General features: G+C 50.9%; 14 protein-coding genes. 6 read left to right on the top strand and 8 right to left on the bottom strand.

All coding sequences use genetic code 11. From position 1 onward, the window contains the following. Nucleotides 1-168 precede the first annotated feature (168 nt). The gene (gene trxA, locus AC4IE8_RS13040) at nt 169-1,032 is read left to right on the top strand and encodes a thioredoxin (protein ID WP_490791200.1); all 864 of its coding nucleotides are present in this window, start codon (nt 169-171) and stop codon (nt 1,030-1,032) included. A 99-nt stretch (nt 1,033-1,131) separates the two neighbouring features. On the opposite strand, the gene AC4IE8_RS13035 is transcribed toward trxA, so the two are convergent. After that, entirely contained in the window at nt 1,132-1,263 is a 132-nt protein-coding gene (locus tag AC4IE8_RS13035; protein WP_268803309.1) for a hypothetical protein, read from the bottom strand. 120 nt (nt 1,264-1,383) lie between these two features. Between AC4IE8_RS13035 and AC4IE8_RS13030 the strand changes: the two genes are divergently transcribed. Beyond that, nucleotides 1,384-3,246 carry a diguanylate cyclase gene (locus tag AC4IE8_RS13030; RefSeq protein ID WP_490791199.1) on the top strand — a complete coding sequence of 621 codons (1,863 nt, stop codon included), beginning with the start codon at nt 1,384-1,386 and terminating at the stop codon, nt 3,244-3,246. Nucleotides 3,247-3,480: 234 nt separating this feature from the next. After that, nucleotides 3,481-4,014, top strand: coding sequence for a DUF2058 domain-containing protein (locus tag AC4IE8_RS13025; RefSeq protein ID WP_490791198.1), 534 nt, complete (start codon nt 3,481-3,483; stop codon nt 4,012-4,014). Between the two features lie 213 nt (nt 4,015-4,227). Here the strand turns inward: AC4IE8_RS13025 and AC4IE8_RS13020 are convergent, their stop codons facing one another. From AC4IE8_RS13020 to AC4IE8_RS12995, 6 genes are all read right to left on the bottom strand, one after another. Beyond that, on the bottom strand, nt 4,228-4,527 hold the full coding sequence (locus AC4IE8_RS13020) for a hypothetical protein (RefSeq protein ID WP_490791197.1): 300 nt from the start codon (nt 4,525-4,527) through the stop codon (nt 4,228-4,230). Between the two features lie 479 nt (nt 4,528-5,006). Further along, nucleotides 5,007-6,344, bottom strand: coding sequence for a tRNA lysidine(34) synthetase TilS (gene tilS / locus AC4IE8_RS13015; RefSeq protein ID WP_490791196.1), 1,338 nt, complete (start codon nt 6,342-6,344; stop codon nt 5,007-5,009). A 16-nt stretch (nt 6,345-6,360) separates the two neighbouring features. Then, nucleotides 6,361-7,320, bottom strand: coding sequence for an acetyl-CoA carboxylase carboxyl transferase subunit alpha (accA, locus tag AC4IE8_RS13010; RefSeq protein ID WP_068991333.1), 960 nt, complete (start codon nt 7,318-7,320; stop codon nt 6,361-6,363). A 130-nt stretch (nt 7,321-7,450) separates the two neighbouring features. Continuing rightward, nucleotides 7,451-7,705, bottom strand: a complete 255-nt coding sequence (locus tag AC4IE8_RS13005) for an FmdB family zinc ribbon protein (RefSeq protein WP_068991330.1) — start codon at nt 7,703-7,705, stop codon at nt 7,451-7,453. Nucleotides 7,706-7,977: 272 nt separating this feature from the next. Beyond that, complete coding sequence (locus tag AC4IE8_RS13000; RefSeq protein WP_068991327.1) at nt 7,978-8,196, bottom strand: YiiD C-terminal domain-containing protein; 219 nt, start codon at nt 8,194-8,196, stop codon at nt 7,978-7,980. Continuing rightward, nucleotides 8,193-9,722: a malonate--CoA ligase gene (locus AC4IE8_RS12995; protein WP_490791195.1), complete on the bottom strand. Its 1,530-nt coding sequence runs from the start codon at nt 9,720-9,722 to the stop codon at nt 8,193-8,195. The genes AC4IE8_RS13000 and AC4IE8_RS12995 overlap by 4 nt, the downstream gene beginning before the upstream one ends. Before the next feature lie 1,412 nt (nt 9,723-11,134). On the opposite strand from AC4IE8_RS12995, the gene AC4IE8_RS12990 reads away from it, so the two are divergent. The 3 genes from AC4IE8_RS12990 to bufA1 all read left to right on the top strand — a co-directional run bounded on the left by AC4IE8_RS12990 (nt 11,135) and on the right by bufA1 (nt 12,563). Then, complete coding sequence (locus AC4IE8_RS12990) at nt 11,135-11,746, top strand: DUF8082 domain-containing protein (RefSeq protein WP_068991320.1); 612 nt, start codon at nt 11,135-11,137, stop codon at nt 11,744-11,746. Nucleotides 11,747-11,978: 232 nt separating this feature from the next. Continuing rightward, entirely contained in the window at nt 11,979-12,311 is a 333-nt protein-coding gene (locus tag AC4IE8_RS12985) for a hypothetical protein (RefSeq protein WP_068991319.1), read from the top strand. Nucleotides 12,312-12,392: 81 nt separating this feature from the next. Next, complete coding sequence (gene bufA1 / locus AC4IE8_RS12980; RefSeq protein ID WP_490791194.1) at nt 12,393-12,563, top strand: BufA1 family periplasmic bufferin-type metallophore; 171 nt, start codon at nt 12,393-12,395, stop codon at nt 12,561-12,563. 78 nt (nt 12,564-12,641) lie between these two features. On the opposite strand, the gene AC4IE8_RS12975 is transcribed toward bufA1, so the two are convergent. After that, nucleotides 12,642-13,259: a TetR/AcrR family transcriptional regulator gene (locus AC4IE8_RS12975; protein ID WP_068991315.1), complete on the bottom strand. Its 618-nt coding sequence runs from the start codon at nt 13,257-13,259 to the stop codon at nt 12,642-12,644. Between the last annotated feature and the right edge of the window lie 92 nt (nt 13,260-13,351).

The following is a 13,351-nucleotide window of genomic DNA, read 5'->3' as shown; positions in this document are numbered from 1 at the left end:
TCCCACCACCCAGGCAGAGCCAATCCCGGCCTGGGCAACAATCTTTCATAACCTCTTGCAGGTTGGTTAATCAGTTGGGGCGTGAGGGAGTGATTTCAAGACTCTGTAGATTGCGATTTTTCAGTATAATGTCGCTCCGTTTGCAAAAAACCGACAGAGGAACTGAACATGACGGACTCACCATACATCTTCGATGCAACCGCTGAGAATTTTCAGCAAATGGTCCTGGCTGCATCCATGGAGAGACCCGTAGTGGTGGACTTCTGGGCGGAATGGTGCAATCCGTGCAAAGCCCTGATGCCGATCCTCGCCAAACTGGCCGATGAGTACCAGGGCAAATTCCTCCTGGCAAAGGTCAATACCGAAGAGCAGCAACCGTTGGCCGGACATTTTCAGATCCGCAGTATCCCCACGGTAAAGCTCTTTTTTCAGGGCCAGGAGGTCGATGAGTTCATGGGTGCCCTGCCGGAAGCGGAGATTCGCAAGCTCCTCGACAAAGTCATCCCCAGGGAGTCGGACGGACTCGTGGAACAGGCGGAAGCACATCTGCTGCAGGGGAATGCGCAAGAGGCCGGCGTTCTGCTCAAACAGGCCAGTGACCTGGATCCGGAGAACCCAAGAATCCGGCTGGCCTATGCCCGCTATCTGGCAACACTCGGAAAACTCGAGGAAGCTGAGAACATACTCAATGCTTTACCGGATGAAGAGAAACAGAATCCGGACGTGGCAGCCATGCTGACCCGCATCCAGTTTGACCGCGCCACGGCGGACAGCCCACCGGTTGAAGAGCTGGAAAAACGACTTCAGGAAAACCCGGCCGATAGCGAAGCCCTACATCTGCTGGCCTCTCACAAAATCATGGCAAACGACCATGAGGCCGCACTGGAACTGTTGATGAAGCTGCTGCAGCAGGATCGTTCTTACGGGGACAACCTGGCACAGAAAGAGATGCTGAAGGTATTCGAAATGCTTGGCGGCCAGGGTGAACTGGTGAAGCGTTATCGCAACAGGATGTTTAACTTCCTGCATTGAATCCATACATCAGGAGCTGATTGAAGTTGCTGAATCCCGGCCTGCGCCGGGATGACCATGACCGGTGCCGCAAGCGTTAAAAAATTATTGCCTAATCGCTCATAACTCACCCGACATCCCCTGAGCTTCAGGCAAATCGGATGTCAGCTTAACCCGCTCAAGCACCACCCCGCTGATTTCAGTCGCCGCCAGACTCTCAGCAGATCCAGCCAGTTCTGAGATATGTGCCAAAGCGGTCACGTAACCTGACTGATTAGGATTTAAAGAAGTGGAAATGCCCGCCGCTATTCCTTTCTAGGTTAATGAATAACCTGAGAATTCCGTCCTAGCATGACCAGGAGGGGTTCCTATATGGGCCTCAAACGAAAGACAACCACATTTTTTTTCATCCTCACTGTGATCATGGTGGCTGCCCTGGTGGGGGCCAGCCTTTTCTCTTTCAGGTATTTTGCTCTCAGCACCGCCGAAGATCAGGCCCGAACAGCCGCAGAAATCGTCCGGGTGCATCTTACCGAGTCGATGGTCAATGGGACGATCGATAAGCGCAAGACTTTTCTCGATCGGTTGGCTGCGGTCAAGGGACTGTTCAATGTCAGAGTGGTGCGGGGACCCGGGGTGGTAAAACAATTCGGAGCCGGCCTGAAATCTGAACAGCAACTCGATTCCATCGACAAACAGGTAATTCAAACGGCAAAACCCTTCTTCGGCCTGGTCGATTCCAGTGGTAACCAACTGTTTCGCGCCACCATTCCATACGTGGCACAGAGTGAAAATGAGCCACACTGCCTGCAGTGCCATCAGGTGGCAAAAGGCGATGTGCTGGGCGCTGTATCACTCTACCTCTCAATCGAGGAACAACGTGACCAGGCATTTCTGATCGTCCTGTTCATGGCTTTAGTGATTGGATTGTTTGCCGTTGTCTCCATGGGATTCTCGAGACGCTTGATCAAACCGCTGATCGATACAGCTGAAGCGGTACAGCATGCGGTTCACGGGGCACGCAAAGGGGATTTTTCTGCCAGAATCCAGCATCAAAGCGACGATGAGGTGGGACAGATTGCAAAAGACCTCAATGTCCTGCTGGTTCTGTTGAGCAAGGGCCTTGAAGGAATCGCCCACAAAGTGGCTGGATTGATACGCTATAACCAACCGATTGGTGAGAATCAGCTGGCGACAACCATCGAAATGGTGGAGAGTCTTGAGGACGTCTCCCGTTTCAAACAGGCGATCGAAGAAGATGAAACCAAGGAGGAGGTCTACTGGCGCCTTTCAAAAGTCATCAACGACGATTTCATGATCGATCACTTCTCAATCTATGAAGTGGCCTCTAGTAAAAACAAACTCACGCCGATGGTGGTTGATGGGATTCCGGGACAGGACTGCTGCTGGTGTGACCCACAGATCCTGGTCCGTGCCGATGCCTGCCGCGCCAAACGTACCGGACATGTGGTGGATGGGATGAGCACGACCGGCATCTGCACAGCCTTCTCCCCCAGGGATGATCAGGCGGATGCTTATCACGTCTGCATACCGATGATACAGTCGGGCTCCGTAGGCGGTGTTGTACAGGTAGTGACCGACCGGGACCGTAAGGCACTGGCCTGCAACATGATGCCCTTTATCGAAGTCTACTTGCGAGAGGCCGCACCGGTACTGGAAGCGAAAAGACTGATGAGTACCCTGAGGGAATCAGCGTTACGTGACCCGATGACCGGCCTTCACAACAGACGATTTCTGCAAGAGTACGTGGACATTCTTGTCTCCTACACCGATCGTAACAAAACCAGCTTTTCCGTGCTGATGGCGGATCTGGACTATTTCAAACAGATCAACGACACCTACGGACATGAAGCTGGGGATGCCACACTGAAGGCACTGGCCAAGACACTGACCAGCTGCGTAAGAGCCTCAGATCTTGTGATCCGTTACGGTGGTGAGGAGTTTCTGATTGTTTTACGTGATACTGATCCGGAAAAGGGTCTGCAGGTTGCCGAGAAAATACGTGAAGCCATCGAAAACATGAAAGTCGAGCTGACAGGCACGGTCGTCCAGAGAACCATTTCTGTGGGTGTCTCCGGTTACCCCGATGACAGCAGTAGCTTCTGGCAAGTGGTCAAGTATGCGGACGTTGCCCTCTACCAGGCAAAAGATACCGGGCGCAATAAGGTTCTCCGTTTTATCCCGGAGATGTGGAAAGAGGATGATGTGTATTGAGATGATAGATCGTCTACCCGATATATCGGATCAGATCTCACCATCTCTTACCCTTCACATCACTATCCGCAAGCTGTTGGCAATTCTTACCAAAGCAGTATAATTCTCAATCTGACAGAGACGGTCTGTGTTAGGTGCGACATGCCCACTCATAACCTGACCAGATGCAAGTTTCTCTATTAGCCGACCTCCTCATCCATCTATATAGACTGACTCTATACGAGGCGTACTACCGTGGGAAATACACTTCAAGATCAACTCCTGAAAGCTGGATTGATAGATAAAAACAAGGCCAACAAAGCCGACAAAGAGCTTCGCAAGCAGTCACGCCAGCAGCGAAACAAAAAACAGACTGCCCAACCTACCGCACAACAACTGAGACAGCAGGAGAAAGCGGCCAAAGACCGGGAACTCAACCTGCGCCGTGAAGAGGCTCGAAAACAGCGGGAAATTGCCGGACAGATCAAACAGCTGGTCGATGCCCATCGCCACCCACGCAGCAATCACGAAGATGACAAACCCTTCTATTTCGATAATAAAGGCAAAGTCAAACAGATGTATGTATCAGCGGAGACCCATAAACTGATCATCTCTAAAAAACTCATCATTGTGAATTGCAACGGAGTATTCGAGTTGGTTCCGAATGATATCGCCGAAAAAATCCGTCAACGTAATCCCAGTCTGGTCATCGACCTGACTGAGGAAAAGCCAACCTCAGAGGATGATCCCTATTCTGATTATCAGGTACCTGACGATTTAATCTGGTAAAACTCTCCTAGGGTTTGAATGGTATAAGCCATGGCAGTGACTCACAATCAAAGATTGATAGTCTGCACAGGATAATACTAAACAGACCTGAATGGCGCTTACTCAAACCCTATTTGGTGGGGCATGGCCCCACCCTACAGCAGATGATTCATCTCTAATGAACCCTCATCCATCAGAAGTCCAGACTAATTAGAGCGGGATGTCTTGTTGATTTCAGGGTTCAGGAGATTTACCAGGCGTTCCGAACGAAGTACGAATACCCATTTTCTGCAACCGGTGGCTTTCTCCTGTTCTTAAGAATAATTTTAATTCGTTCCTGGCTTCCTCACTTGCGATACCCATCTCAACCAATTGCGCTAATAGCTCGTCAAACAAATGCCGTCTTCGCAAGCCAATCTCTGAAGTATCCCGGCGATCTGAAAAAAAATCCATCAATGTAGAACCACAACTACAGTTCCGATAGAGTTCAACGATCGGATCATCCCCTTCCTCGGGGCAACCGATATTCTCCATGAGTCCGCTCCGTCCCTCCAACTGCTGAGTTTCAGAGATGAAGGTTTTTAAATCGGGGTACTCCTTACCACAGTTAGTACAAACCCTGGGGAATGCGGTATTCGACAACTCCCGAAGTCCTTCTAGTAGCGTATCGTAATTCATTATTGGTCGTTGGTGTTGGTTCTCAAAGCAATTATAGTTTGATAACCGCTGATTCTAAAATACGCCGGTGATTGGTCTAACTTTCCCAATGGACGACAATTTTATTCATTTTCAATTTTGCTTGTCGGTAGCCAGGAAACATGAGTCCGTTAATCCATGAAATCTCGGGTTCTTCAGTCTGCTTAGTATTTAAACAAGAATTAAGCCGGACACGCCATCTGCGCAAAGCTGGACAGAACAGAAGATCCGCTGATTCATGCACTGGCTCAATGAAGCGATTGCACGTCAGGCCAAATTGCAGGATGGTTGAAGCAGAGCCAGCGTCTATGCCAGGATCACAATTCGGTGGTGCTTAGGGACATTTGAAGCAGAACCCCCTGTTCGTTGTCAGCCACCGAAAATCCTTCACAGATCATTATTCCGGGAACAGCAGCCAGCTCTCCATCGATATAGATTAAGGGTGTTTGATCCCTTTCCCAAGGGGGCACACCACTCTCCTGGAAAAGCTTTTTCAAGGACTTGTGATGACTACGACCGGCTGGAATACAGCGCTCTCCTCCCTGGCGGAATCTGACTTCAACCTTTCCTTGCTGCCAACGCTGTCTATCCAGGCCTGTTGAACCGTTTGTCGCAACCAGGGTTCCCAGTCCACCCGGCAGTACCAGCTTCTCTTTATCCTGCCAGACGATGGACTCCGGCAGGGATTCCGCAGGTCTGCTCTGTCTGAGGATCAGATCATCCCGATAGCGGCGAATCTCCCAGCCGCTCCAGGCAACCAACGGCTTTGCATCCTCGCGCCCGTGAATCGACTCTTTTTCAATCCGCATCAGCTTTTTTGAGTTGGGCATTGGCGCCCTGTTGAGATCGATCCAATAGCGCAACAGGTGCCTGATCCGCACGGAAGACATCTCCCTCAACAGCGCCACCGAGAGGCTGCCAGACGGGGAGTTTTCTACCCGCTCCAGCTCCACGGCCATCTCTTCCTTAGCCAGGCTCAGCATCTCACCGCTGAAGCGAGCAGACCGGGCGAGGGTCATTGGAGCCGACGGCCAACGGGACTGCAGCAAAGGCATCACACTGTGGCGGATAAAGTTGCGATCAAACCGCTGATCCTGATTGGATGGATCCTCCTGCCAATGCAGCCCCTTCTCTTCTGCATAGGCCTCGATCGACTGCCTGGATTCATGCAACAGGGGTCTTGCCAACCAGCCCGTAGAGAATTCGCTGAGCAGAGGCATTGCCGCCAGACCGGCAGGACCACCACCTCTCAGCAGCTGCAGCAACAGGGTTTCCGCCTGGTCATCCTGGTGTTGAGCTGTAAGTAACAGGTCGCCGGGTGCGAGCTGTCGGGCCAAAGCCTGATAACGGGCTTCGCGGGCCACAGCCTCCAGACTGTCACCCTTCTTCGGTACCAGATCCAGCTCCAGGGAGATCAGGGGAATGCGATAGTCGGCACACACCGCTTCGCAGTGCTGCTGCCAGGCATCCGCTCCGGTCTGCAAACCGTGGTGGACATGTATCGCCTGCAGGGGATAAGGGAGCTGTGGGCCAAGCTCATGCAGTAGATGGAGCAGCACGCACGAGTCCAGACCGCCACTGAATGCCAGATAACAACAGCCTGCCTGTGGCAGGCTGTCGAGAGTCTGTTTCAATTGGTCAGGTGAGAGGGACACGGCAGATCCCTGGGGATTAGTCCCCGGAGAACTGGCCGTACTGCATCAATCGCTGATAGCGGGTATCGAGCAGCTTGTCGATGGCCATACTGGTGATGTTGTCGATGCCTTCGAGCAGCGCATGCTTGAGGTTTTTCGCCATGGTTTCGATATCCCGATGGGCTCCACCAAGGGGCTCGGCAACGATTTCATCAATCAATCCGAGCTCTTTCAGCCGATCGGAGGTAATCCCCATGGCTTCCGCTGCCAGGGGCGCCTTTTCTGCGCTCTTCCACAGGATCGAGGCACACCCCTCCGGCGAAATCACCGAATAGGTGCTGTACTCCAGCATCAAAATCCGGTCACCGACCCCAATCGCCAGGGCGCCACCGGAACCGCCTTCGCCAATCACCGTGCAGATAATCGGCGTTCTCAGACCGGACATCACCTTGAGATTACGTGCAATCGCCTCACTCTGCCCCCGCTCCTCAGCACCGACACCAGGATAGGCTCCCGGTGTATCGATGAAGGTCATGATCGGCAGCTTGAAACGCTCGGCCAGCTCCATCAGTCGCAACGCCTTGCGGTAGCCCTCAGGGCGGGGCATGCCAAAATTCCGATGCAGCTTGTCCTTGGTGTCACGCCCTTTCTGATGGCCGATCACCATCACCGGACGCCCCTCCAGACGGGCCATTCCACCGACTATGGCATGATCGTCCGCGAAAGCGCGGTCACCATGCAGCTCATGGAATTCATCAAAGATCCGATCGATATAATCGAGCACATAGGGCCGTTGTGGATGACGTGAAAGCTGGGAGATATCCCACGGCTTGAGGTTGGAAAAGATCGACTCTGTCAGCGACTGGCATTTGGTTTCCAGTCGGGTGATCTCGTCCTGGATATTGATTTCATTATCGCTGCCCACCAGGCGAAGCTCTTCAATCTTCGCCTCGAGTTCTGCGATCGGTTGTTCGAATTCTAGAAAGTTCAGGTCCATAACGGGAAATATACCGGAAAACAGCCGATTGGGACAGCCCAGCCTGAATGCTGATACAGGCCGGAGCGGGTGAAAAAAAAGCCTAAGAAGTTATTGACTTAGACCAATTACCTCTGGCTCTTAGCTGAGATCAACCAATCCCACAGCTACCGCCGGGACATCCACCGCCGGTTGCACAGGGGGGAACGGGATCACTGCCAACTCCGCCGGTTATCACATTACCTCCGGTGGCGAGACGTTTCACCGGGCTTTCAGCCGGAGTATCCCCTGCTTCAATACCCGCTTTGCCGCAGAGTTCTCCCCAATTATGAATCTCTTCACTCATTCGATGGCTGACCTCAACCACCCGGCCATTGGCCTCACATCTGTAATCATATGTCGGCATTTTATGCTCCTGAAAACTTCACATCGGACCTACACGACAGCGGTTACTGAAGGGCCGGCGAATTCAATCGGCCGCACCTGCAGCCTGTCTCACGCGAGCATGGAGTAATCCACTGAATTCAGCAGCCACTCCTGTATCGCTCTCTATTGTGGACGCCGCCTTGAGGCGCGCCCTGCCCTTCAGTTGCAGATGATGGAGAAAGCTGTCGAAGGTCTCTCTCTATGTTGCAGTGGGCAACGATATCACCGATTACCGGCTTGCGGTAATCTATCTCACCTCTTGCCATTACCAGTTCTGCCCCTCAGGCAGGCGGAGAGAGTGGCGATCGCATAGAGAGAACCGGCAAATGCGGTGCCATGACCGTTATGGTTCTCATCGCTTTCACCAGCAACCGTAATCCCAACATCCGTGAGGGATTGCACACGAAACACCATCTGTGCTGCGATCGGAATACCTTCGCGGATGCGCTGTTCCAATGGGCTACCATTCATTTTGAACTGAAACTCTCTTTGTAGGTGTCGCGCAACTGTGCCTTCTGCACCTTGCCCATGGTATTACGCGGTAACTCATCGACAAAAAAGACCAGCTTGGGTTGCTTGAAGCGTGCCAGCCTCCCCTGCAGAGGTTCAATGATCTCCTGTTCATCAAGCTGACGACTGCCATCCTTGACCACGATGGCTGCCACAGCTTCACCGAAATCCTGATGGGGCACACCGACTACGGCAGACTCCGCCACCCCTGGGATGGTATCGATTTCCGCTTCAATCTCCTTCGGGTAGATATTGTAACCTCCGGAGATGATCAGATCCTTGGCACGACCGACGATGGAAATACGGCCAGTCTGGTCCATGATTGCATTGTCTCCGGATATGAACCACCCGCCCTGACGGAACTCTGCAGCGGTCTTTTCCGGCTTCTGCCAATAGCCCTTGAAAACGTTTGGACCTTTCAACTCCAACACACCGGTTTCACCCCGAGGCATTTCATCTCCATTGTTGTCGACAATGCGCACAGAAACACCGGGCAGCGCAAAGCCGACTGTGCCGGCCAGACGATCGCCATGATAGGGATTTGAGGTAATCATTCCCGCTTCTGTCATGCCGTATCGTTCCAATATCTGAAATCCGGTACGTTGTTCGAACTCACGATGGGTCTCCGCCAACAAAGGAGCGGAACCGGATATGAACAGTCGCATCTTACTGCATAACTGATCAGTCAACCTCGAATCACTCAGGAGTCTTGTATAGAACGTCGGCACACCCATCATGACCGTACAGTCAGGCAGAGAATCTATAATCTGATCCGGATTGAACTGGGCAAGAAAGTGTACCGAGGATTGACCCAACAGCGCACAATGCAACGCTACGAACAGGCCATGCACATGAAACACCGGCAGTGCATGCAGCAACACATCATATCGGTCCTGCCAATGCCAATAACCGTGAAGCACCTCTGCATTCGAGGCCAGATTATGATGCGACAACATGGCGCCTTTGGAACGACCGGTTGTGCCCGAAGTATAGAGGATTGCCGCCAGATCGTCGGCTTCTCGTTCTACCACAGACACTTCAGGCGCCAAACTTTCTATGCCAACCAATAGATCCCCATCGCCTTCACTACCCAGGGTTCTGGTATGAGGCACATCGCACGCCTGGGGCAGCGTGAACAAGCTCTCCCGCTCTCTCGGCTGATAGATAAACAGTTGTGGTTTTGCATCCGCGATAAAATAGCTGACCTCGGCCGGAGTATAGGCTGTATTGAGCGGGACATAGATGGCGCCGACACGCAGACAGGCCAGATAGACAAGCACTGATTCAGGCGATTTCGCCACCTGCACCATCACCCGATCGCCAGGATCGACATCGAGCGACTGCAGTCTTGCCGCGATAAGGCCGGTCATTCTGTCCAACTCTGAAAACAGAAGCGGTCGGCGCCCTGGCGTAATCAGAAAGGGTTGGTCTGACGCTTTTTCAAAGCGATCACCAACAAGTCGAAGATAGAGATTATGATTAGTCATGGAGTTCTGATAAATAAAAAACCAGTAGCATGGCCGGTCCCATATCGGGTATTGGATAATGTTCCATTACTCAAGTTGGTTGAACTATGACTCCGGCAATCGAAGAGTCGATGTAGAGCCGACGCGGCGTAAGAGATCGACACAAAACTGCAGAACAGAGAAGATCTTATAGATCGACTGAACATTTCGAAAGCTATATTTGAATTTGTCTATTGTCAGATACCTTCAACAGCATGGAGTATACCCCATGTGTCAATCAGCTGATTTGTATTACCGCTCTGAAAGCAGAGCTGACCACAACCCGCAACAGCTCAAGCGCCATCGAGATCAAAGCCTCTCACCAATGACGGACGACAAAGGTGATAGTTACAAAGAGATGGAGCGATGATTATATGAGATAGGAATGAGATTGAGGCATGGCGTTAATCGGTCATATGAACCAGTGAGAGCCAATAGCTCCCGATCTGAAGTCTATCCCAGGCAGACCGAGGCGATGACTGAAAACTCGGATATTCCAGTCTTTCAAAAGCAGCGGCAGTTTCACGATCCGTTGCCTAATCCACTGCTGGATACCTAAGCCGATACCAGACTACGGAATTTATGGCGTTTAGAATCGCATACACTGTCACTGGCTTGTTGGGTATTGGAGGCAGGATGATTACACCTTCAACTGTGACCGCCAAGTACCACAAGAACTCTTCTCTCGGGTGAAGATTGGTAAGCGGTAGTGATTGTGGATTAAGTTTCGCTTAAGAAGCGATACAACTGGCGAATTCTTATCATCCAAGCCAATTGAGATTACAACTGTTTTTCATATTTTCAATATCGATTCGAAGGCCTATTAATATAACAGCGTTATTTTTTAGTCACTCTAAATCCTTAAAAATAATTGACAATTGGGCTAATTGAATAGTGAAATGACATACAATTGATGTTGTAATTACGCGTTCCGGTGACTTTTTATACTTTTACTCGTCACCGAACCAATGCATGACACACAAGGATCAATTGATAGTCTAACTATTCTGAAGTATTGCGTGTATGGAAACCGCAGACATTTAACGGAGAATTAGAAGGATCTTCTATCGGATCAAGTAAGCATGCCGGATTCCATCAGTTACTCACCAACCACGCTGATACAGAGTGCCTGTAGAAGACAAACTGGAAATCATTGTTACTTTGGAAAAACTCAATCGTTTGCAAACGCTCAACACAACCTCGTCTTATCTCCTCAACCACAACCGGCCAAGCGGCATCGCTGTATCATGCATACAGGCCTGCAAAGTGGTGTGTACTCTCTCAGCACCGGGAAAACATCGGTCATAACATCCATGCTTTCCGTATTACAATCGCGTTTTAACTGAAAACGAGTCGCTTGATATGGATTTCATGTACACATAAGGGAAAACAACATGGTTGACGGCGGTATTCTTGATCATCGACAATTCATCAAGGCACTGGTCACCCTATGCAGAGAAAGATCCAGCGGGACGGTGTTCTACAACCTCAGCAGCGGCTTATCTGCGCGTATTGTCATGAATCGCGGCGAAATCAGCTGGCTAGCCTTTGGTGAACATCGGGGCGCAGAGGCCATTGAGGCGATTCGTTTGATCGACAGTGGCAGGATGAGTTTCAACCCTTCACTTAAACTGACCATAGGCAAACAGACGCTACCAACCACACCCGAAATACTGAAACTGATCAATACACGGAGCCACGAAAGGAAAAGCCGGCCTAAAGGCACCAATCACAAGTCAACAAACTCAAAACCCATAAACAATCAATCTAGCTTGGGCAGAGTATTCAATAAAAATGAAGTATGTGAGATTGTTGTCAAAGAATCGACCGAGTTCGTCGGCCCGATAGCCAGAATTGTCTGTGATGAATATATGAAATCCCAACCCACACAAATCAGCCTCAATAGTGTGCATAAGCTAATTGATAACATGGTGCTGGATATCGACGACGAAGCGAAAGGCAATCTGTTTAAGGGCCGCGTCAACGCACTATTGCAACTGGATTGATTGCACAATCCCCTCCCCTGACAAATCGGGAAGCCACCTCTCCTGTTGATACTCCCTCTGACCTTCCCAATGGCGCTTACTGATCAATACGGCTATTGATGCAGATGCGCATACTTCACACATTCAAATGGCAATAGTTACTCATCTTAATAAACAGCCAGGTGTAATCTATCGGTCACCCATGTAGTTCTTGCTAACGGTTTTTCGCTTCTTAAGCTCCGGGGGAGTCAAAATGAAAGCTAGCTACATAACCTTTATCCCCATCGTGATCAGTCTGATCACAGTCTCAAACTGCCAGGCTGTCTCTGCTGAATTCGATCCCGATGACTGGCAGATGCGGCGACTCATGTCACCTTCTGAGAGTGAAGTTCGAGCGGAGTCTGCAGGACAGGTAATGATCTACGATGGATTGACGGACAAACAGATCTCCTCTGCACTGGATCGGCATTTCAATCGAATTGATGCAATGATGTTCACCAGTGTGATCATCACCGACAGTGCGGGCTTACCGAAACAGGACCCGCTGACTGGCGAGATTCTCATCGAACAGGATGGATGTGACTGAATCAGTCTGGCCTTACAGAGAGCCTGGTACTCCAGCAATAGCGTCAAACAAGGTGCGAAGTGTGACGTTTGGTTGTTCCGATTGAATACCAAGTGGCACTTTTCACACCCCTCGAGTAACTCACGTTTGCAGACAGGGTCGGGTACCAGCTGTGCCAGCTCCTCCACTACCAATGCGCAGCGCAATGTCTGGATGCTGGTGTTGAGGGGAACTTGTGAAAAGATCGTCGGTGGCAGCCTGGCGGAAACATAATCCATGGATGTTATCCCGCTGGATGGACTGCGGTTATACCGACGCTATCCATGATGGCAACCAATCTCTCTCGTCAGACTACGCGTCTGCCCGATAGAGTAGCTCCAGGTAATTTCTACACTGAATCAGCTGCTCGGATGCAAGCTTAGGTTCATTCATCACTTTTGACAGCACAAAAGCACCTTCAAAAGTGGTCAGCAAATGATCGGCAACCTGAGTATGCGTGACCGGTAGCTGGGGTGTGTAAAGCTCATTGACCGCATCAAGTTTATGGCTTAACTGGTCCCGCCAGAAGTGCATCATCTCCTCGATTCTGCCCATCACACCTTTTGAGATGGCGCCGCTCTGATAACAGTAGGCCGCATACAGGCAACCGGGAAACGGATCCTCAAGCTGCTCCGTCATTTCGATAAACAGGCCGATGAAGATCAGTAGCTGCTGCAGTGGATCCCGGGCCAACTGTTCAGCCTTTGCCATATAGTCATGAAAGTGGTGCTGATCCTGATCGGCATAACGTTCGATCAGGGCCGCCGCCAGATCATGCTTGGTTTTAAAATGGTAGAAAAAGGTCCCTTTGGTCACCCCGGCCTCATCGATGACTTTATCTACCGAGGTACCGGTGAGTCCAACATTGAGCACCATCTGTTGGGCTACATCCATAATCTTGTTGCGGGTAATCGTACCGTCACGGGGCATAGTTGGCTCCAAGTCTAAACGCGTTTCCCGGTTTTTATCTGTTGATTTTATACCACAGGTCAGAAACCCGGCCCAATTGTAGCTCAAGCGGC

Source organism: Candidatus Thiodiazotropha sp. AKAK2 (assembly GCF_058244685.1).
This window is presented reverse-complemented; position numbering and strand designations above follow the sequence as displayed.